The 20,144-nt window shown below is 65.8% G+C and carries 16 protein-coding genes and 1 tRNA gene; 16 read left to right on the forward strand and 1 reads right to left on the reverse strand.

Going from position 1 to position 20,144, the window contains the following annotated elements:
• A partial coding sequence (locus BLQ14_RS14885) for an EF-Tu C-terminal domain-related protein (protein WP_245656935.1) occupies positions 1-742 on the forward strand: 742 nt, incomplete at its 5' end.
• Positions 743-805: 63 nt separating this feature from the next.
• On the opposite strand, the gene BLQ14_RS14890 is transcribed toward BLQ14_RS14885, so the two are convergent.
• Positions 806-1,669: a hypothetical protein gene (locus BLQ14_RS14890; protein WP_092501364.1), complete on the reverse strand. Its 864-nt coding sequence runs from the start codon at positions 1,667-1,669 to the stop codon at positions 806-808.
• Between the two features lie 85 nt (positions 1,670-1,754).
• Here BLQ14_RS14890 and BLQ14_RS14895 point away from each other — a divergent pair.
• The 15 genes from BLQ14_RS14895 to BLQ14_RS14965 form a co-directional block, all read left to right on the forward strand.
• A tRNA-Trp gene (locus tag BLQ14_RS14895) sits at positions 1,755-1,830 on the forward strand.
• A gap of 158 nt (positions 1,831-1,988) precedes the next feature.
• On the forward strand, positions 1,989-2,981 hold the full coding sequence (locus tag BLQ14_RS14900; RefSeq protein WP_092501365.1) for a hypothetical protein: 993 nt from the start codon (positions 1,989-1,991) through the stop codon (positions 2,979-2,981).
• Between the two features lie 55 nt (positions 2,982-3,036).
• Positions 3,037-3,234, forward strand: a complete 198-nt coding sequence (secE, locus tag BLQ14_RS14905; protein WP_092501377.1) for a preprotein translocase subunit SecE — start codon at positions 3,037-3,039, stop codon at positions 3,232-3,234.
• A gap of 203 nt (positions 3,235-3,437) precedes the next feature.
• Complete coding sequence (nusG, locus tag BLQ14_RS14910; RefSeq protein ID WP_092501366.1) at positions 3,438-3,971, forward strand: transcription termination/antitermination protein NusG; 534 nt, start codon at positions 3,438-3,440, stop codon at positions 3,969-3,971.
• Between the two features lie 107 nt (positions 3,972-4,078).
• Positions 4,079-4,531 carry a 50S ribosomal protein L11 gene (gene rplK, locus BLQ14_RS14915; RefSeq protein ID WP_092501367.1) on the forward strand — a complete coding sequence of 151 codons (453 nt, stop codon included), beginning with the start codon at positions 4,079-4,081 and terminating at the stop codon, positions 4,529-4,531.
• Positions 4,532-4,536: 5 nt separating this feature from the next.
• Positions 4,537-5,259, forward strand: coding sequence for a 50S ribosomal protein L1 (gene rplA / locus BLQ14_RS14920; RefSeq protein WP_092501368.1), 723 nt, complete (start codon positions 4,537-4,539; stop codon positions 5,257-5,259).
• Between the two features lie 262 nt (positions 5,260-5,521).
• Entirely contained in the window at positions 5,522-6,040 is a 519-nt protein-coding gene (rplJ, locus tag BLQ14_RS14925; protein ID WP_092501369.1) for a 50S ribosomal protein L10, read from the forward strand.
• A gap of 63 nt (positions 6,041-6,103) precedes the next feature.
• The gene (gene rplL / locus BLQ14_RS14930; RefSeq protein WP_092501370.1) at positions 6,104-6,487 is read left to right on the forward strand and encodes a 50S ribosomal protein L7/L12; all 384 of its coding nucleotides are present in this window, start codon (positions 6,104-6,106) and stop codon (positions 6,485-6,487) included.
• A 254-nt stretch (positions 6,488-6,741) separates the two neighbouring features.
• Entirely contained in the window at positions 6,742-10,890 is a 4,149-nt protein-coding gene (gene rpoB / locus BLQ14_RS14935) for a DNA-directed RNA polymerase subunit beta (protein ID WP_092501371.1), read from the forward strand.
• 80 nt (positions 10,891-10,970) lie between these two features.
• Positions 10,971-15,218: a DNA-directed RNA polymerase subunit beta' gene (gene rpoC, locus BLQ14_RS14940; RefSeq protein ID WP_092501372.1), complete on the forward strand. Its 4,248-nt coding sequence runs from the start codon at positions 10,971-10,973 to the stop codon at positions 15,216-15,218.
• Positions 15,219-15,351: 133 nt separating this feature from the next.
• Positions 15,352-16,257, forward strand: a complete 906-nt coding sequence (locus BLQ14_RS14945) for a DMT family transporter (RefSeq protein ID WP_092501373.1) — start codon at positions 15,352-15,354, stop codon at positions 16,255-16,257.
• A 254-nt stretch (positions 16,258-16,511) separates the two neighbouring features.
• On the forward strand, positions 16,512-16,883 hold the full coding sequence (rpsL, locus tag BLQ14_RS14950) for a 30S ribosomal protein S12 (protein WP_092501374.1): 372 nt from the start codon (positions 16,512-16,514) through the stop codon (positions 16,881-16,883).
• 12 nt (positions 16,884-16,895) lie between these two features.
• Positions 16,896-17,366, forward strand: coding sequence for a 30S ribosomal protein S7 (rpsG, locus tag BLQ14_RS14955; RefSeq protein WP_092501375.1), 471 nt, complete (start codon positions 16,896-16,898; stop codon positions 17,364-17,366).
• A gap of 38 nt (positions 17,367-17,404) precedes the next feature.
• Complete coding sequence (gene fusA, locus BLQ14_RS14960; protein WP_092501376.1) at positions 17,405-19,546, forward strand: elongation factor G; 2,142 nt, start codon at positions 17,405-17,407, stop codon at positions 19,544-19,546.
• Positions 19,547-19,634: 88 nt separating this feature from the next.
• A partial coding sequence (locus tag BLQ14_RS14965; RefSeq protein WP_143004510.1) for a GTP-binding protein occupies positions 19,635-20,144 on the forward strand: 510 nt, incomplete at its 3' end.

A 20,144-nucleotide genomic window follows, 5' to 3' on the forward strand; every position in this document is an offset into this window, starting at 1 on the left:
GGAGATGGAGATCCGCGAGCTTCTGTCCTCCTACGACTTCCCCGGCGACGAGATCCCGATCATCAAGGGTTCGGCGCTGGCCGCGCTCGAGGGGCGTGACCCGGAGATCGGCGAGAACTCGATCCACGAGCTGATGAAGGCGGTTGACGAGTACATTCCGACGCCCGAGCGCCCGATCGACCAGCCGTTCCTGATGCCGATCGAGGACGTGTTCTCGATCTCCGGCCGCGGCACGGTGGTGACGGGCCGCGTGGAGCGCGGCGTGGTGACGGTTGGCGACGAGGTCGAGATTGTCGGCCTGCGCCCGACGAAGAAGACCACGGTGACGGGCGTGGAGATGTTCCGCAAGCTTCTCGACCGTGGCGAGGCGGGCGACAACATCGGCGCGCTTCTGCGCGGCATCGGCAAGGACGAGGTGGAGCGCGGGCAGGTTCTGTGCAAGCCCGGTTCGGTGACGCCGCACACGGAGTTCGAGGCGGAGGCCTATATCCTGACGAAGGAGGAGGGTGGCCGTCACACGCCGTTCTTCGCCAACTACCGTCCGCAGTTCTACTTCCGCACGACGGACGTGACCGGCACGGTGAAGCTGCCCGAGGGTGTGGAGATGGTGATGCCGGGCGACAACGTGTCGTTCACGGTCGAGCTGATCGCGCCGATCGCGATGGAGGAGCGCCTGCGCTTCGCCATCCGCGAGGGTGGCCGCACCGTCGGCGCCGGCGTGGTCTCCAAGATCCTCAAGTAAGCCCGCCCGCCCGCAAAAGGGCGGGAGGGGGGGCGGGCCGTCCTTCGGGGCGGCCCGTCTCGTTCAGGGCTTCGTCTTCATCGACGGGGCATTGCGCGCGCCGGGATTGCGGCGCAGCGCCTCTGCTAGCCGCCGGACGCGGCCCTCGATGCCGAAGCGCGACAGGCGCTGGGCCGCAGCCTCGATGTGGGCCAGCATCTCGGCATCGGTGAGGCTGCCGCAATGGCCATGGTCAAGGGCAGCTCGGTCGATGCGGCGGGTGCACAGGAACACGACCGTGTCGCCTGGGCAGTGGGCGAGGGGTGTGAACCAGTCGGCCATGCGCTCCATCTGCACCGCGATCCAGGGCTGTTTCCAGTGCAGGTAATCCTGCTGCACGACGAGCGACCGGCCCGGGATGAGCGCGGGAAAGAAGATCTTCGCCATCCGGTCCATCGAGAAGGTGGTCTTGGAGGCGTCCATCACCAGAATCTCGATCGGTCCGCCCTCCCAGCTTTGCTTCTCGAGGCGACCGGGGTGCAGTCGGACGGTCTGACGCCATGGCGCGAGGAGTGCCTCGACCAGCGGCAGCGTCCAGTCGCCCTCGAATGGCGCGATACCGGCGGGGGTGAGGTATTTTTCCTTGAGCCAGTCGCTGATGCGAAAGGCGTCATAGCCGTGCACCGGCGCGCCGCGCCCCGCCCGCCGCTGCCCCTCGGCCAGAAGCGCCGTGGAGCCGCCCAGAAAACAGCCCAGATCCACGAGCGCGCCGGCCCCCGTGGCCCAGTGTTCGGCAAGCCAGAGGTAGAGCCTGCGCTCCTCCTCGCTCAGCATCGTGGGCACGGCAGCGGCCGGGCCGAAGTCGCTCTCGGCAACCGCACGCCAGGGAGCGCCGGCAAGCGCGCGGGCGGCGGCGGGGAGATCGGCTGCGTCTTCGGCGTCGGTCACGGTGCCCTGGGTAGCACGCGCGATTCCGGCTTGAAAACCCCGCTTGATTCCGGCGCGCGGCTGGACTAGTTCCATCAACGGCCGCAGGGGTGTAGCTCAGTTGGTAGAGCATCGGTCTCCAAAACCGAGGGTCGGGGGTTCGAGTCCCTCCGCCCCTGCCAGGGCCTGACCGGAAATTCGCGCCGCACGGCGGCGCTTCGCATCGCGCCCTCGAGAAGCCGGAGCGCGCATGATTCGAGCGGCGTCCGGTTCTGCCTCATGTTTTCCCGACGTGCGAAAGCCTGTAATCAGATCCCCGGAAGCCATGGGAGGTCAGGCAATGGGAAAATCGCGGGCCGGCGACATCGGCGTCGTCTTCATGGCCGAACCGGGGCGCTACGAGTGGTCGGCGGTGCTGCTTGTCTCTTCGCTGCTCGCTTTCGCCTATGACCGCATCGGCATCCACGCCTATTGCCGCAAGACGCTGATCGGCGATCTGCACCCGCGCACTCTGGCCTTCTTCGAGCGTCACGGCGTGCGGCTCGAGCCCATCGAGCCGGGCTTTGCCGTGCCCTACCCGCAGGGCAACAAGCTTTACGCCTGCGCCGCCGAGCGCCCCGAGCCGGCGACGCTGCTGATGGACACCGACATGATGCTCGTCCGCCCCACCGTGCTTGGCGAGGCCTTCCGGTCCGGCCACGTCTCGGGGCGGCACACCTCCGACTGGATGTGGGGGCGCACGGTGGCCGATTGGGCGGTGGCCTATCGTTCCGTGGGGCTGGAGCCGCCGCGCCAGCGCATGGCCCGGTCGGGCGGCTCGTGGGTCACCCCTTCCATCGCCGCGGCCTTCGTGGCCTATGACGCGCCGGGCTTCGGCGCGGTCTGGCGCGACACTGCACTCCAGATCGAGGAGAAGCGCCTGGCGCGCGGCATCTACCCCACGCTTGACCAGATCTCGCTGCCGGTGGCGACATACCGCGCGGGGCTTCTGCCGCGGCTGATCGGGGCGGAGTGGAACAAGGGCGGCGAGCTGAAGGAAAAGCAGCTCGATTCGGTCAGGGTCCATCACTACCAGAAGGCCGAGAGGCTCCGGGCCTCCGCCAGCCGCTGGATCGCGGATGCTCTCTTGCGGGATTTCGCCGGTTTCGACGACCTCGAGGCGCTGATCGGCTTTTACGAGCGGCAGGGGCGCCGCCCGCCCGAGGTGCACGGCAACGAGGGCCATTGGGACGCGGTCGTGCGCGCCCAGCTCAAGGTGGATGTGCGTCACCGCCCCGGCGGGCCTTCGCATGGCACAGGCGAGGCGGAGCCGCCGGAGGGCGGGGCGGGTTGAAAAGGCCGGCGCAACCGCGTATCTGCGCGCCATTCACGGCCAGGAGTCGGGCAGCATGGCAAGAACCAATCCCCTTCAGTTCATCCAGCAGGTGCGGGCGGAGGTCTCGAAGATCACCTGGCCTACGCGGCGGGAGGTACTGCTGACCACCGCCATGGTCTTCGTCATGGCGACGCTGACGGCGATCTTCTTCTTCCTGGTCGATCTGGTGATCCGCACCGGGCTGCAGGCGATCCTGGGCATGTTCGGCTGAGCCAGGGGCGACGGCTGACGCGGGGACAGCCGGCAAAGGCACTTGAAATCACGCGCGTCTGCGGCTAGGACCGGCGCCACTTCTCCGACAGGCGTGCACCGATTCGTGTTGCGCGCCGCTTTTTGTTCGGAACAGCGGCGACGCAAGCGACTGAGTTTACTGGGGTTTCCGGCGGGACCGGGCGAGGCGAGGCAAGATTCGGCATGGCGAAACGGTGGTACGCGGTCAGCGTTCTCTCGAACTTCGAGAAGAAGGTTGCCGAGCAGATCAGACATGCCGTGGCCGAAAAGGGCCTTGAGGATCTCGTCGACGAGGTGCTGGTGCCCGAGGAGGAGGTCATCGAGATTCGCCGCGGCAAGAAGGTGACGGTGCCGCGTCGCTTCATGCCGGGCTATGTGCTCGTGCACATGGAGCTTACGGACGAGACATATCACCTGATCAACTCGATCAGCCGCGTCACCGGCTTCCTCGGCCCTCAGGGCAAGCCGATGCCCATGAAGGACGAGGAGGTGAATGCCATCCTCAACCGCGTCGAGGAAGGTGTTGAGCAGCCGCGCACGCTCATCCACTTCGACATCGGCGAGAAGGTCAATGTCATCGACGGGCCGTTCGAGGGCTTCGAGGGCATGGTCGAGGAAGTGGACGACGAGCATCAGCGCCTGAAGGTGTCGGTGTCGATCTTCGGCCGGGCGACCCCGGTCGAGCTGGAGTTCACGCAGGTGTCGAAGGTCGCCTGACGTGGCAAGCGGTGGAAGGCGGAGGGGGCGCGCCCCCGAGGCCGGACCACCAGCCTGAAACCGCCCAAGACGCGTCGCGGGCGGAGGTTTGAGAAGGAGAGGGCCACATGGCCAAGAAACTTGTCGGCAGCATGAAGCTGCAGATTCCGGCGGGCAAGGCGAACCCCTCGCCGCCGGTCGGTCCGGCGCTGGGTCAGCGCGGGATCAACATCATGGAATTCTGCAAGGCGTTCAACGCCCGCACCCAGGACATGGAGCCCGGTGCGCCGATTCCGACCGTGATCTACTACTACCAGGACAAGTCCTTCACGATGGAGCTCAAGACTCCGCCGGCGTCCTGGTATCTCAAACGCGCCGCGGGGCTGAAGCCCGTCGGCAAGCGCAACCGCCCGCGCGGGGCCGAGAAACCCGGCCGGGAGGTGGTGGGCACCATCACCCAGAAGCAGCTGCGCGAGATCGCCGAGGCGAAGATGAAGGATCTGTCCGCCGTCGACATCGAGGGGGCGATGAAGATCATCCTCGGTTCGGCGAAGTCCATGGGCATCGAGGTGAAGGGGTAAGCGCGATGGCGAAGATCGGAAAGCGTCTGCGCGCCGCGCGCGAGGCCCTGAAGGGCAAGCATGACCTCCCCGTCGAGGAGGCGGTCAAGCTTGTGAAGGAGAATGCGAAGGCGAAGTTCGACGAGACGATCGAGGTGGCGATGAACCTCGGCGTCGATCCGCGCCACGCCGACCAGATGGTGCGCGGCACGGTGACGCTGCCGCACGGCACCGGCAAGGAGGTGCGCGTGGCCGTCTTCGCCCGCGGGCCGAAGGCCGATGAGGCCAAGGCCGCGGGTGCGGACATCGTCGGTGCGGAGGATCTGATGGAGCGGATCCAGGCCGGTCAGATCGACTTTGACCGCTGCATCGCCACGCCCGACATGATGCCGATCGTCGGGCGTCTGGGCAAGATCCTGGGCCCCCGCAACCTGATGCCGAACCCCAAGGTTGGCACGGTGACGATGGATGTGGCCGAGGCCGTTAAGGCGGCGAAAGGCGGTCAGGTGCAGTTCCGCGCCGACAAGGGCGGGGTGGTGCATGCCGCGATCGGCAAGGCCTCCTTCGACGAGAAGGCGCTGGCCGACAACCTGCGCGCCTTCGTCGATGCGGTGGTAAAGGCCAAGCCGTCGGGTGCCAAGGGCACCTACATCAAGAAGATCACGCTCAGCTCGACCATGGGCCCCGGTGTGACGGTGGATGTGAACTCCGCCACCGGCGCGACGGAAAAGGCCAAGGTCGCCGCCTGAGCGACGCGAGATTCGCCCGCCCTGCAAGGGGCGGGCGGGTGGCGGGGCGCAACTGTCCCGTCCTGTCCGAGACGGAGGGTGGGGCTTCGGCCCGGTAAATCCTTCCTGAGACGGGGAACGAGACGAGATTTCCGGGCGGCTCAAGCCCTCGGGCGATCGAGGCCTCGGGACCCGGCACGGACCCGAACGCGCCAATGCCCCTCGGGGCGGCGGCGCAAACTGAGCCGGGGGGTGCAAGCCTCCCAGAACTTGGAGCGAAACTGTGGATAGAGCCCAGAAGAAGAGAGTGGTCGAGGAACTCGGCCAGATCTTCGAGAACTCTGGCGTCGTGGTGGTTGCCCACTACGCGGGTCTCACGGTTGCGGAGATGCAGGATCTGCGCGCGCGTATGCGCGAGGCGGGCGGATCCGTGCGCGTTGCCAAGAACAGGCTCGCCAAGATCGCCCTTGAGGGCAAGCCGAATGCAGGGCTTGCCGACTTCCTCACGGGCATGACCGTTCTCATCTATTCCGAAGACCCTGTGGCTGCGGCCAAGGTCGCGGAAGCCTTCGCCAAGGACAACAAGAAGCTCGAGATTGTCGGCGGGGCGATGGGTGAGACGATCCTGGACCGGGACGGTGTGAAGGCCGTGTCCGAGATGCCGTCGCGCGAAGAGCTCATCGCTCAGATCGCGGGCATGATCGGCGCACCTGCCGCCAACATCGCCGGTGCCATTGGCGCGCCTGCCTCCAACATCGCAAGCATCCTGACAACCATCGAGGAGCGCGCGGAAGCCGCGTGATCTTCACGAGACCCGCGTGGGGTTGAACCCTTCGCGTCGGGACACATCTTAAGGAACCTGGAAATGGCTGATCTGAAGAAACTTGCCGAAGAGATCGTGAACCTCACGCTTCTCGAGGCGCAGGAGCTGAAAAACATCCTCAAGGAAGAGTACGGCATCGAGCCCGCCGCCGGCGGCGCGGTGATGGTTGCCGGCCCTGCCGCCGGCGCCGAGGGCGGTGCCGCCGAGGAAGAGAAGACCGAGTTCGACGTCATCCTGAAGTCGGCCGGTGCGCAGAAGATCAACGTGATCAAGGAAGTGCGCGCCATCACCGGTCTTGGCCTGAAGGAGGCCAAGGAACTCGTCGAGGCCGGCGGCAAGCCCGTGAAGGAAGGCGTCTCCAAGGAAGAGGCCGAGGAGATCAAGAAGAAGCTCGAGGCGGCTGGCGCCGAGGTCGAGCTGAAGTGATCAGTGGCGGGCGGGCCAGCACAGAGGGCCGCCCGAAACCGATGGAACAGGGCTGGTTCCGGCATTTTGCCGGGACCAGCCGTCCGCGTCTTGGAAAGGGCCTCGTGGATGGGCCTTTCCCAGGGCGCGGGTCAGGATCGGGAGGCGGCCTGTGGGACGGCCGCCGGGAATGGATCCGACCCCCCGTTTCGTGAGGGTGCGCCGCCGGAGCCCGACGGCAGGTCGCGCCCACGAAAAAGAAGGTGACGACGCGCATGGCTTCGAGCTTCCTCGGACAGAAGAGACTCCGCCGCAACTACGGCAAGATCCGCGAAGTGCTGGAGATGCCGAACCTCATCGAGGTTCAGAAATCCTCCTATGACTTGTTCCTCAAGTCGGGCGACGGCCCCGAGCCCGCCGATGGCGAGGGGCTCAAGGGGGTCTTCCAGTCGGTTTTTCCGATCAAGGATTTCAACGAGACGGCCGTGCTCGAGTTCGTCAAGTACGAGCTCGAGAAGCCGAAATACGACGTCGACGAATGTCAGCAGCGTGACATGACCTATGCCGCGCCGCTGAAGGTGACCTTGCGCCTGATCGTCTTTGACGTCGACGAGGAAACCGGCGCGAAGTCGGTCAAGGACATCAAGGAACAGGACGTCTACATGGGCGACATGCCCCTGATGACGCCCAACGGCACTTTCATCGTCAACGGCACCGAGCGGGTGATCGTCTCCCAGATGCACCGCTCTCCGGGCGTCTTCTTCGACCATGACAAGGGCAAGACGCACTCCTCGGGCAAGCTTCTGTTTGCCTGCCGGATCATCCCCTATCGCGGTTCGTGGCTCGACTTCGAGTTCGATGCCAAGGACATCGTCTATGCCCGCATCGACCGGCGCCGGAAACTGCCGGTGACGACGCTTCTCTATGCCCTCGGCATGGATCAGGAAGCGATCATGGACGCCTTCTACGACACCGTGCATTTCAAGCTGCGCGAGGGCAAGGGCTGGGCCACCAAGTTCTTCCCCGAGCGCCTGCGCGGCTCGCGGCCGAGCTTCGACCTCATCGACGCGGCCACCGGCGAGGTGATCGTGAAGGCGGGGGACAAGGTCACGCCGCGGCTCGTCAAGAAGATCCTCGACGAGGGCAAGATCACCGAGATCCTCGTGCCCTTCGATCACATCATCGGCCGTTATGTGGCGAAGGACATCATCAACGAGGAAACCGGCGCGATCTATGTCGAGGCCGGCGACGAACTGACCTGGGAGACCGACAAGGACGGCAACGTCATCGGCGGCACGCTGAAGGAGCTGCTTGACGCCGGAATTACCGACATTCCGGTGCTCGACATCGACAACATCAATGTCGGCCCGTACATCCGCAACACCATGGCGGTGGACAAGAACATGAACCGCGAGACCGCGCTCATGGACATCTACCGCGTCATGCGCCCCGGCGAGCCGCCCACCGTGGAGGCGGCCTCGGCGCTGTTCGACCAGCTGTTCTTCGACCCCGAGCGCTACGACCTGTCGGCCGTGGGGCGGGTGAAGATGAACATGCGCCTCAACCTCGACAAGCCCGACACCCAGCGCACGCTCGACCGCGAGGACATCGTGGCCTGCATCAAGGCGCTCGTCGAGCTGCGCGACGGGCGTGGCGAGATCGACGACATCGACCATCTCGGCAACCGCCGGGTGCGCTCGGTGGGCGAGCTGATGGAGAACCAGTATCGCGTGGGCCTGCTCAGGATGGAGCGCGCGATCAAGGAGCGCATGAGCTCGGTCGAGATCGACACGGTGATGCCGCAGGATCTTATCAACGCCAAGCCCGCGGCGGCGGCGGTGCGCGAGTTCTTCGGCTCCTCGCAGCTCTCCCAGTTCATGGACCAGACCAACCCGCTCTCGGAGGTCACGCACAAGCGGCGTCTCTCGGCGCTTGGCCCCGGGGGGCTCACGCGCGAGCGCGCGGGCTTCGAGGTGCGCGACGTGCACCCGACCCATTACGGCCGGATGTGCCCGATCGAGACGCCGGAAGGCCCGAACATCGGCCTCATCAACTCGCTCGCGACCTATGCGCGGGTGAACAAGTACGGCTTCATCGAGACGCCCTACCGGCGGGTGGTGAACGGGCAGGTCACCGACGAGGTGGTTTACATGTCCGCCACCGAGGAGATGCGCCACACCATCGCTCAGGCCAATGCGCGGCTTGACGAGGAAGGGCGCTTCATCAACGAGCTGGTCTCGACCCGTCAGGCGGGCGAATACAAGCTCGCCCCGCGCGAGCAGGTCGATTTCATCGACGTGAGCCCCAAGCAACTCGTCTCGGTCGCAGCCGCGCTCATTCCTTTCCTCGAGAACGACGACGCCAACCGCGCGCTGATGGGTTCGAACATGCAGCGCCAGGCGGTGCCGCTTCTGCAGGCGGACGCGCCGCTTGTGGGCACGGGCATCGAGGCCAAGGTGGCGGTGGACTCGGGAGCCGCGATCACGGCGCGGCGCGCGGGCATCATCGACCAGGTCGATGCCCAGCGTATCGTCGTGCGTGCCACCGAGGATCTCGAGCCGGGCGACCCGGGGGTGGACATCTACCGTCTGCGCAAGTTCCAGCGCTCCAACCAGAACACCTGCATCAACCAGCGCCCGCTGGTCGTCGTGGGTCAGGAGGTGAAGAAGGGCGAGGTCATCGCCGACGGCCCCTCCACCGACATGGGGGAACTGGCGCTCGGCAAGAACGTGATCGTCGCCTTCATGCCGTGGAACGGCTACAACTACGAGGACTCGATCCTGATCTCCGAGCGCATCGTGCGCGATGACGTGTTCACCTCGATCCACATTGAGGAATACGAGGTCGCCGCCCGCGACACCAAGCTCGGGCCCGAGGAGATCACCCGCGACATCCCCAACGTCGGCGAGGAGGCGCTCCGCAACCTCGACGAGGCGGGCATCGTCTACATCGGCGCCGAGGTGGGGCCGGGCGACATCCTCGTGGGCAAGATCACGCCCAAGGGCGAGAGCCCGATGACGCCGGAGGAGAAGCTTCTGCGCGCCATTTTCGGCGAGAAGGCCTCTGACGTGCGCGACACCTCGCTGCGCATGCCGCCGGGCGATTACGGCACCGTTGTGGAGGTGCGCGTGTTCAACCGTCACGGCGTGGAGAAGGACGAGCGCGCGCTGCAGATCGAGCGCGAGGAGATCGAGCGGCTCGCCCGCGACCGCGACGACGAGCTCGCCATTCTCGAGCGCAACATCTACGCGCGCCTCAAGTCGATCCTTCTGGGCAAGACCGCGGTGAAGGGGCCGAAGGGCGTGAAAGCCGGCACCGAGATCACCGAGGAGCTGCTCGAGAGCCTCTCGCGCGGCCAGTGGTGGCAGCTCGCCCTTGGCGACGAGGCCGACGCGCAGCAGGTCGAGGCGCTTAACGCCCAGTATCAGGCGCAGAAGCGGGCGCTCGAGCACCGCTTCGAGGACAAGGTCGAAAAGGTGCGCCGCGGCGACGACCTGCCGCCGGGCGTGATGAAGATGGTCAAGGTCTTCGTCGCGGTGAAGCGCAAGCTTCAGCCCGGCGACAAGATGGCCGGCCGCCACGGCAACAAGGGCGTGGTCTCCAAGGTCGTGCCGATCGAGGACATGCCTTTCCTAGAGGACGGCACGCCGGTTGACATCGTGCTGAACCCGCTCGGCGTGCCGAGCCGGATGAACGTCGGTCAGATCCTCGAGACGCACATGGGCTGGGCCGCGCGCGGGCTTGGCCTGAAGATCGACGAGGCGCTGGCCGAATACCGCCGCTCGGGCGATCTGACGCCGGTGAAGGAGGCGATGCGCCTTGCCTATGGCGACGAGGCCTGGGAAGAGGGCATCAAGGACATGAGCGAGGAGGCTCTGGTCGAGGCCGCTTCCAACGTCACCCGCGGCGTGCCGATCGCGACCCCGGTCTTCGACGGTGCCAAGGAGGCGGATGTGAACGATGCGCTGATCCGCGCGGGCTTCGACGTCTCCGGCCAGTCGCGGCTCTTCGACGGGCGCACGGGCGAGGAATTCTCGCGGCCGGTGACGGTGGGCATGAAGTATCTGCTCAAGCTTCACCACCTTGTCGATGACAAGATCCACGCCCGCTCGACCGGCCCCTACAGCCTCGTCACCCAGCAGCCTCTGGGCGGCAAGGCCCAGTTCGGCGGTCAGCGCTTCGGCGAGATGGAGGTGTGGGCGCTCGAGGCCTACGGCGCGGCCTACACCCTGCAGGAGATGCTGACGGTGAAGTCCGACGACGTGGCCGGCCGCACCAAGGTCTACGAGGCGATCGTCAAGGGCGAGGACAACTTCGAGGCCGGGGTGCCGGAATCCTTCAACGTTCTGGTGAAGGAAGTCCGCGGTCTGGGGCTCAACATGGAACTCCTGGATGCGGAGGAGGAGGAAGAGGAGCTTGGCTGACGCGCCGCTCCGCCATCGCCGGCAGGGCGGGCCAACCGCCCGCCGGCTCTCCCCCCGCCATCTCTGATTAGGAAGTCGTCATGAACCAGGAACTCATCAACAACCCGTTCAACCCGCTGGCGCCGCCGAAGACCTTTGACGAGATCCGCATCTCGCTGGCTTCGCCGGAGCGGATCCTCAGCTGGTCCTACGGCGAGATAAAGAAGCCCGAGACCATCAACTACCGCACCTTCAAGCCGGAGCGGGACGGGCTGTTCTGCGCCCGCATCTTCGGGCCGATCAAGGACTACGAGTGCCTGTGCGGCAAGTACAAGCGGATGAAGTATCGCGGCGTGGTCTGCGAGAAGTGCGGCGTGGAAGTGACGCTGCAGAAGGTCCGCCGCGAGCGCATGGGCCACATCGAGCTGGCCGCGCCGGTCGCGCACATCTGGTTTCTGAAGTCGCTGCCCTCGCGCATCGGGCTGATGCTCGACATGACCCTGCGCGATCTCGAGCGCATCCTCTACTTCGAGAACTATGTGGTCATCGAGCCGGGGCTGACCGACCTCTCCTACGGCCAGCTCCTGACCGAGCAGGAATATCTCGACGCGCAGGACCAGTACGGCCCCGACGCCTTCACCGCCAACATTGGGGCGGAGGCGATCCGCGAGATGCTGGCGGCGATCGACCTTGAGGCCGAGGCCGAGCAGCTGCGCGCCGACCTGGCCGAGGCGGGCGGCTCGGAGCTGAAACAGAAGAAGATCATCAAGCGGCTGAAGCTCGTCGAGAGCTTCATCGAGTCGGGCAACCGCCCCGAGTGGATGGTGATGACGGTGATCCCGGTCATCCCGCCCGAGCTGCGCCCGCTGGTGCCGCTCGACGGTGGCCGCTTTGCCACCTCCGACCTCAACGACCTCTACCGCCGGGTCATCAACCGCAACAACCGCCTCAAGCGGCTGATCGAGCTGCGCGCGCCCGACATCATCGTGCGCAACGAAAAGCGCATGCTGCAGGAGGCGGTGGACGCGCTCTTCGACAACGGCCGCCGTGGCCGGGTGATCACCGGCGCCAACAAGCGCCCGCTGAAGTCGCTCTCCGACATGCTGAAGGGCAAGCAGGGCCGCTTCCGGCAGAACCTGCTCGGCAAGCGGGTGGACTTCTCGGGCCGCTCGGTGATCGTGACGGGTCCCGAACTCAAGCTGCACCAGTGCGGCCTGCCCAAGAAGATGGCGCTCGAGCTCTTCAAGCCGTTCATCTATTCGCGGCTCGAGGCGAAGGGGCTTTCCTCCACCGTCAAGCAGGCCAAGAAGCTCGTCGAGAAGGAGCGCCCGGAGGTCTGGGACATCCTTGACGAGGTGATCCGCGAGCACCCCGTTCTTCTGAACCGGGCGCCGACGCTGCACCGCCTCGGCATCCAGGCCTTCGAGCCGGTGCTGATCGAGGGCAAGGCCATCCAGCTGCACCCGCTCGTCTGCGCCGCCTTCAACGCCGATTTCGACGGCGACCAGATGGCCGTGCACGTGCCGCTGTCGCTCGAGGCCCAGCTCGAGGCGCGGGTCTTGATGATGTCGACGAACAACGTCCTCAGCCCCGCCAACGGCGCGCCGATCATCGTACCCTCCCAGGACATGATCCTCGGGCTCTACTACATCACCATGGAGCGCAAGGGGATGAAGGGCGAGGGCATGGCCTTCGCCGACCCCGACGAGGTGCTTCTGGCGCTCGAGTCCGGTGAGGTGCATCTGCACGCGAAGATCACCGCGCGCATCCCGCAGATCGACGAGGAAGGCAACGAGGTTCTCAAGCGTTACGAGACCACGCCGGGCCGGGTGCGTCTGGGGCTTCTCCTGCCCAAGAACGCCAAGGCGCCCTTCGATCTCGTCAACCGCCTTCTGCGCAAGAAGGAGGTGCAGCAGGTCATCGACACCGTCTACCGCTACTGCGGGCAGAAGGAGTCGGTCATCTTCTGCGACCAGATCATGGGTCTCGGCTTCCGAGAGGCCTTCCGCGCCGGCATCTCCTTCGGCAAGGACGACATGGTCGTGCCCGAGGAGAAATGGCAGATCGTCAATGAGACGCGCGAGCTCGTTAAGGACTTCGAGCAGCAGTACATGGACGGCCTCATCACCCAGGGCGAGAAGTACAACAAGGTCGTCGACGCCTGGTCGAAGTGCAACGACCGGGTGACCGAGGCGATGATGAAGGCGATCTCGGCGCCGCGCTTCGACGAGGAAGGCCGCGAACTGGAGCCGAACTCGATCTACATGATGGCGCACTCGGGCGCCCGGGGCTCGGTAACGCAGATGAAGCAGCTCGGCGGCATGCGTGGCCTGATGGCCAAGCCCTCGGGCGAGATCATCGAGACGCCGATCATCTCGAACTTCAAGGAAGGCCTGACGGTGCTGGAGTACTTCAACTCCACCCACGGTGCGCGCAAGGGTCTTTCCGACACCGCGCTCAAGACGGCGAACTCGGGCTACCTGACCCGCCGTCTCGTCGATGTGGCGCAGGACTGCATCGTGCGCATCGAGGATTGCGGCACCGACCGCGCCATCACCGCCGAGGCGGCGGTGTCGGATGGCGAGATCGTGGCCTCGCTCGCCGAGCGCATCCTGGGCCGGGTCGCTGCCGAGGATGTGGTGGTGCCGGGCACCGACGAGGTGCTGGTCTCGGCCGGCGAGCTCATCGACGAGCGCAAGGCCGACGCCATCGAGGCGGCCGGCATCGCCAAGGTGCGAATCCGCAGCCCGCTGACCTGCGAGGCCGACGAGGGCGTCTGCGCCAAGTGCTACGGGCGTGACCTTGCCCGCGGCACCATGGTCAACGTCGGCGAGGCGGTGGGCATCATCGCCGCCCAGTCGATCGGCGAGCCCGGCACGCAGCTGACCATGCGCACCTTCCACATCGGCGGGGTGGCGACCGGTGGCCAGCAGTCCTTCCAGGAGGCAAACCAGGAAGGTCGGGTGGAGTTCCGCAACGCCAACCTCATCGTCAACCGCGATGGCGAGCAGATCGTGGTTGGCAGGAACATGCAGCTCGTCATCATCGATGACAACGGCGTGGAACGGGCGAGCTACAAGCTTGGCTACGGCACCAAGGTCTTCCCGAAGGAAGGCGACCGGGTGAAGCGTGGCGACCGTCTGTTCGAGTGGGACCCCTACACGCTGCCCATCATCGCCGAGAAGGGCGGTCGGGTGAAGTTCGTCGACCTCATCTCGGGCATCTCGGTGCGCGAGGAGACCGACGAGGCCACCGGCATGACCCAGAAGATCGTGGCCGACTGGCGCATCGCGCCCAAGGGCAGCGATCTGAAGCCCGAGATCATCATTGTGGACGAGAACGGCGAGCCCGTGCGCAACGAGCAGGGCAACCCCGTGACCTACCCGATGAGCGTGGATGCGATCCTCTCGGTCGAGGACGGCCAGACCATCGAGCCGGGCGACGTCGTGGCGCGTATCCCGCGCGAGGGCGCCAGAACCAAGGACATCACCGGCGGTCTGCCGCGGGTGGCGGAGCTCTTCGAGGCGCGCCGGCCGAAGGATCACGCGATCATCGCCGAGATCGACGGCTATGTCCGCTTCGGCCGCGACTTCAAGAACAAGCGCCGGATCATCATCGAGCCGGTCGACGAGTCGCTTGAACCGGTCGAGTATCTTGTGCCGAAGGGCAAGCACATCCCCGTCGCCCAGGGCGATTTCGTCCAGAAGGGTGACTACATCATGGACGGGCACCCCGCTCCCCATGACATCCTTCGGATCATGGGCATCGAGGCGCTGGCCGATTACCTGATCAACGAGGTGCAGGAGGTCTACCGTCTGCAGGGCGTGAAGATCAACGACAAGCACATCGAGGTGATCGTCCGGCAGATGCTGCAGAAGATGGAGATCATCGACTCCGGCGACACCACGCTGCTGAAGGGCGAGCACGTCGAGAAGGCCGAGCTCGAGGAGGCCAATGCGAAGGCGATGGCCAAGGGCGGGCGTCCGGCAACGGCCGAGCCGGTGCTTCTGGGCATCACCAAGGCCAGCCTGCAGACGCGCTCGTTCATCTCCGCCGCCTCGTTCCAGGAAACGACGCGTGTGCTGACCGAGGCCGCTGTCCAGGGCAAGGTCGACAAGCTCGTCGGCCTCAAGGAGAACGTGATCGTCGGCCGCCTGATCCCGGCCGGTACCGGTGGCGCGATCCAGCGCATCCGTCGTATCGCGCATGCCCGTGACCAAGCGGTGATCGAAGCGGCCCGTGCCGAAGCCGAGGCGGCCGCAGCGCTTGCGGCACCGGCGGAGGGCGACGAGATGGGCGACGTCTTCGGTGACTCGGGGCTGGTGGACGAAACCGAAAGCCGCGAGTGACGCCGCAAGGCTGAACGCCCAAACGGCTCGGGGGCCTTCGCGGGAAATCCGCGAAGGCCCCTTTTTCTCGTCCGCAACGCAAGCGCATTTCCGGCTGGAAGGGGGCGTGGCCTCCTGCTAGAGCGCCTTCATCATGGCCGGCTTGAGCGACAATGCCCGCGGCGCGCTCCTGATGATAGGGTCGATGGCCGCTTTCACCTTCAACGACGCCTGCATGAAAGGGCTGGCGGGCGAACTGCCGCTCGTTCAGGCTGTGTTCCTGCGCGGCATCGCCACCACGGCGCTGATGTATCTTCTCGCCCGCTGGCTGGGCCGGCTGCGGCTTGACCTTCCGGCGCGCGAGTGGCGGCTGATCCTCCTGCGCGCGCTGGCGGACATCGGCGCGACGGCGTTTTTCCTCACGGCGCTGTTCAACATGCCCATCGCCAATGTCACGGCAATCCTTCAGGCCCTGCCGCTGACCGTGACGCTTGCCGGAGCGCTGTTTCTGGGCGAGGCGGTGGGCTGGCGCCGCCTGGCGGCGATCCTCGTGGGCTTCACCGGCGTGCTGATCATCGTGCGCCCCGGCTTTTCGGGGTTCAACGCCTATTCGCTGCACGTGCTGGTGGCGGTCGGTTTCGTCACCGTGCGCGACCTCGTGGCGCGCCGCTTGTCGCCGCAGGTGCCCTCTCTGACGGCGGCCGTCGTCAACGCCGCCGCGATCACCGTCGGATTCGGCATCGCGTCGGCCTTCATCGACTGGGTCCCGGTGACAGGGCGCGCGGGGCTGCTGCTGGCCACCGCCTCGGTGCTGATCATCGGCGGCTATCTGTTCTCGGTCTCTGCCATGCGCGTGGGCGAGATCGCGGTGGTGGCGCCGTTCAGATACACCTCGCTTCTCTGGGCGCTGGTGGCGGGCCTTCTGATATTCGGCGAATGGCCGGACGGGCCAACGCTTGCAGGCGCGGCGCTGGTGGTTGCAACGGGGCTTTACACCTTCCGCCGGGAGCGCCGGCTGAAGCGGGGGGAAAGGCCCAAGGCCGCTGTTGACAAGGGGTGAGACTCACCCTATACGGCGCGCACTCGGGCCCGGGGTGCGCTGGCAACGGGCCTGTCACAGGTTAGGAAGCGGTCAAGATCCGGGCCTTGGGCCCCGATCCTCTGGAAACCCACCGCGTCGTTCCCGGGAGTTGGGGGACGGATGCGGTTCTTGCGTTTTGCGGACGCGCAAGGCGCTCGGAAGGAAGAACATCGCGGGCACGCGCGGCCCGCTGGCGAAACGAAGAAGTGTTGCAACACGGGGAACAGAACCCAATGCCCACGATCCAGCAGCTGATCCGCAAGCCGCGGCAGCCGAAAGTCAAGCGCTCCAAGTCGCTTCACCTCGAGGGATGCCCGCAAAAGCGTGGCGTCTGCACTCGCGTCTACACCACCACGCCGAAGAAGCCGAACTCGGCGATGCGGAAGGTGGCGAAGGTGCGGCTGACCAACGGTTACGAGGTGATCAGCTACATCCCGGGCGAAGGCCATAACCTGCAGGAGCACTCGGTGGTGCTGATCCGCGGTGGCCGGGTCAAGGACCTTCCGGGTGTGCGCTACCACATCCTGCGTGGTGTTCTCGACACCCAGGGGGTCAAGGATCGCCGTCAGCGCCGCTCGAAATACGGCGCCAAGCGCCCGAAGTAAGGAGAGACGCCAATGTCCCGCCGCCATCGCGCCGAGAAACGCGAAGTGCTGCCCGACGCCAAGTATGGCGACCGGGTGCTGACCAAGTTCATGAACAACCTCATGATCGACGGCAAGAAGTCGGTCGCCGAGCGCATCGTCTACAGCGCCCTCGAGCGGGTCGAGGCGCGGCTGAAGCGCGCGCCCGTGGAGGTGTTCCATGAGGCGCTCGACAATGTGAAGCCCTCCGTCGAGGTCCGTTCCCGTCGAGTGGGTGGTGCCACCTACCAGGTTCCGGTCGAGGTGCGCCCGGAGCGGCGCGAGGCGCTGGCGATCCGCTGGCTCATCGCCGCGAGCCGCAACCGCAACGAGAACACCATGGAAGAGCGCCTCGCCGCCGAACTCATCGACGCGGTCAATGGCCGTGGCTCCGCGGTGAAGAAGCGCGAGGACACCCACAAGATGGCCGAAGCCAACAAGGCCTTCAGCCACTACCGTTGGTAACACCGCCGAGGCTTTCGGCGAACTGAGGCCCCAGAATCATGCCACGCGAATATCCCCTCGAGCGCTACCGCAACTTCGGCATCATGGCGCACATCGATGCCGGCAAGACGACCTGCACCGAGCGCATCCTCTATTACACCGGCAAGTCCCACAAGATCGGCGAGGTGCACGAAGGCGCCGCGACGATGGACTGGATGGAGCAGGAGCAGGAGCGCGGCATCACCATCACCTCGGCGGCGACCACAACCTTTTGGTTCCGCACCGAGGATGGCAAAACGCCCCACGGCCCCTACGGCGACACACCCGAGGAGGCGCGCTTCCGTCTGAACATCATCGATACGCCCGGTCACGTGGACTTCACCATCGAGGTGGAGCGCTCGCTTGCCGTGCTCGATGGCGCGATCTGCGTGCTTGACGCCAACGCCGGCGTGGAGCCTCAGACCGAGACCGTGTGGCGCCAGGCTGACCGCTACAAGGTTCCGCGCATCGTCTTCGTGAACAAGATGGACAAGATCGGCGCGGACTTCTTCAACTGCGTCCGGATGATCAAGGATCGCACCGGCGCGACGCCGGCGCCGATCCAGATCCCGATCGGCTCCGAGGATCAGTTCGAGGGCATCGTTGACCTTATCACCCTGCGCGAGTGGGTGTGGAAGGGCGACGACCTCGGCGCGAGCTGGATCGTGCAGGACGTGCGTGACGAGCTGCGCGAGAAGGCCGAAGAGATGCGTGCGGAGCTTGTCGAGCTTGCCGTGGAGCAGGACGACGAGGCGATGGAGGCCTATCTGGAGGGCAACGAGCCCGACAACTGGACGCTGCGCAAGCTCATCCGCAAGGGCACGCTCAACATGGCTTTCGTGCCGGTGCTTGCCGGCTCGGCCTTCAAGAACAAGGGCGTGCAGCCGCTGTTGAACGCGGTCATCGACTACCTGCCCGGCCCGCTCGACGTGCCGGCCTACATGGGCTTCTCGCCGGACGATCCGAATGAGGAGCGCAACATCGCGCGGCACCCGTCCGATGACGAGCCGCTTGCGGCGCTGGCATTCAAGATCATGAACGACCCGTTCGTGGGCTCGCTCACCTTCACCCGCATCTACTCCGGCACGGTGAAGAAGGGCGACAGCGTTCTGAACTCGACGAAGGGCAAGCGCGAGCGCATCGGCCGGATGATGATGATGCACTCGAACCAGCGCGAGGAGATCGAGGAAGCCTATGCCGGCGACATCATCGCGCTTGCGGGCCTGAAGGAGACCACCACGGGCGACACGCTGTGCGACCCGAAGGCGCCGGTGGTGCTCGAGACGATGACCTTCCCCGAGCCGGTGATCGAGATCGCGGTCGAGCCCAAGACCAAGGCCGACCAGGAGAAGATGGCCGCCGCTCTGGCGCGTCTCGCGGCGGAGGATCCGTCCTTCCGCGTCGAGACCGACCCGGAGTCGGGCCAGACGATCATGAAGGGCATGGGCGAGCTGCACCTCGACATCCTGATCGACCGCATGAAGCGCGAGTTCAAGGTCGAGGCCAACATCGGCGCGCCGCAGGTGGCCTATCGCGAGACCATCACGCAGATGGTCGAGCACACCTACACCCACAAGAAGCAGACCGGCGGTTCGGGCCAGTTCGCCGAGGTCAAGCTCGAGATCGCGCCGACCGAGCCGGGCGAGGGCTACTCCTTCGAATCGCGCATCGTGGGCGGTGCGGTGCCGAAGGAATACATCCCCGGTGTCGAGAAGGGCATCAAGTCGGTGCTCGACTCCGGCCCGCTGGCGGGCTTCCCGGTGGTCGACGTGAAAGTGGCGCTGGTCGACGGCAAGTATCATGACGTCGACTCCTCGGTGCTGGCCTTCGAGATCGCCTCGCGCATGTGCATGCGGGAGGGCCTAAAGAAGGCGGGCCCGCGGCTTCTCGAGCCGATCATGAAGGTCGAGGTGGTGACGCCGGAGGAGTACACCGGCAACATCATCGGCGACCTGACCAGCCGGCGCGGTCAGGTGCAGGGGCAGGAGGTGCGCGGCAACGCCATCGTCATCAACGCCTTCGTGCCGCTGGCGAACATGTTCGGCTACATCAACACGCTGCGGTCGATGTCGTCCGGTCGGGCCCAGTTCACCATGCTGTTCGACCATTACGAGCCGGTGCCGCAGAACATCAGCGAAGAGATCCAGGCGAAATACGCCTGAGCCGCGGCGGGCAGCTCTGCCCGCCCTACACCACCAACCGTAGGGTGGGCGCCATGCCCACCGTCGCGACAGGAACAAGGAGGCCACCATGGCAAAGGCAAAGTTTGAACGGACGAAACCGCACGTGAACGTTGGCACGATCGGCCACGTTGACCACGGCAAGACGACGCTGACGGCGGCGATCACGAAGTATTACGGCGAGTTCAAGGCGTACGACCAGATTGACGCGGCTCCCGAGGAGCGGGCGCGTGGCATCACGATCTCGACGGCGCATGTCGAGTACGAGACGCCGAACCGCCACTACGCGCACGTCGACTGCCCCGGCCACGCTGACTACGTGAAAAACATGATCACGGGTGCGGCGCAGATGGACGGCGCGATTCTGGTGGTTTCGGCCGCCGACGGCCCGATGCCGCAGACGCGCGAGCACATCCTTCTGGCCCGTCAGGTGGGCGTGCCGGCGATGGTCGTGTACATGAACAAGGTCGACCAGGTTGACGACGAGGAGCTTCTGGAGCTTGTGGAGATGGAGATCCGCGAGCTTCTGTCCTCCTACGACTTCCCCGGCGACGAGATCCCGATCATCAAGGGTTCGGCG

The organism is Meinhardsimonia xiamenensis (assembly GCF_900102905.1).
GTDB classification, from domain to species: domain Bacteria; phylum Pseudomonadota; class Alphaproteobacteria; order Rhodobacterales; family Rhodobacteraceae; genus Meinhardsimonia; species Meinhardsimonia xiamenensis.

What these genes read in the sequence shown, in the direction of transcription:
- nusG (WP_092501366.1), top strand. Translation starts at nt 3,438, where the DNA reads ATGGCGAAACGGTGGTACGCGGTCAGCGTTCTCTCGAACTTCGAGAAG.
- rpsL (WP_092501374.1), top strand. Translation starts at nt 16,512, where the DNA reads ATGCCCACGATCCAGCAGCTGATCCGCAAGCCGCGGCAGCCGAAAGTC.
- rplA (WP_092501368.1), top strand. Translation starts at nt 4,537, where the DNA reads ATGGCGAAGATCGGAAAGCGTCTGCGCGCCGCGCGCGAGGCCCTGAAG.
- fusA (WP_092501376.1), top strand. Translation starts at nt 17,405, where the DNA reads ATGCCACGCGAATATCCCCTCGAGCGCTACCGCAACTTCGGCATCATG.
- rplL (WP_092501370.1), top strand. Translation starts at nt 6,104, where the DNA reads ATGGCTGATCTGAAGAAACTTGCCGAAGAGATCGTGAACCTCACGCTT.
- rpoC (WP_092501372.1), top strand. Translation starts at nt 10,971, where the DNA reads ATGAACCAGGAACTCATCAACAACCCGTTCAACCCGCTGGCGCCGCCG.
- BLQ14_RS14945 (WP_092501373.1), top strand. Translation starts at nt 15,352, where the DNA reads ATGGCCGGCTTGAGCGACAATGCCCGCGGCGCGCTCCTGATGATAGGG.
- rpoB (WP_092501371.1), top strand. Translation starts at nt 6,742, where the DNA reads ATGGCTTCGAGCTTCCTCGGACAGAAGAGACTCCGCCGCAACTACGGC.
- rpsG (WP_092501375.1), top strand. Translation starts at nt 16,896, where the DNA reads ATGTCCCGCCGCCATCGCGCCGAGAAACGCGAAGTGCTGCCCGACGCC.
- secE (WP_092501377.1), top strand. Translation starts at nt 3,037, where the DNA reads ATGGCAAGAACCAATCCCCTTCAGTTCATCCAGCAGGTGCGGGCGGAG.
- rplK (WP_092501367.1), top strand. Translation starts at nt 4,079, where the DNA reads ATGGCCAAGAAACTTGTCGGCAGCATGAAGCTGCAGATTCCGGCGGGC.
- BLQ14_RS14900 (WP_092501365.1), top strand. Translation starts at nt 1,989, where the DNA reads ATGGGAAAATCGCGGGCCGGCGACATCGGCGTCGTCTTCATGGCCGAA.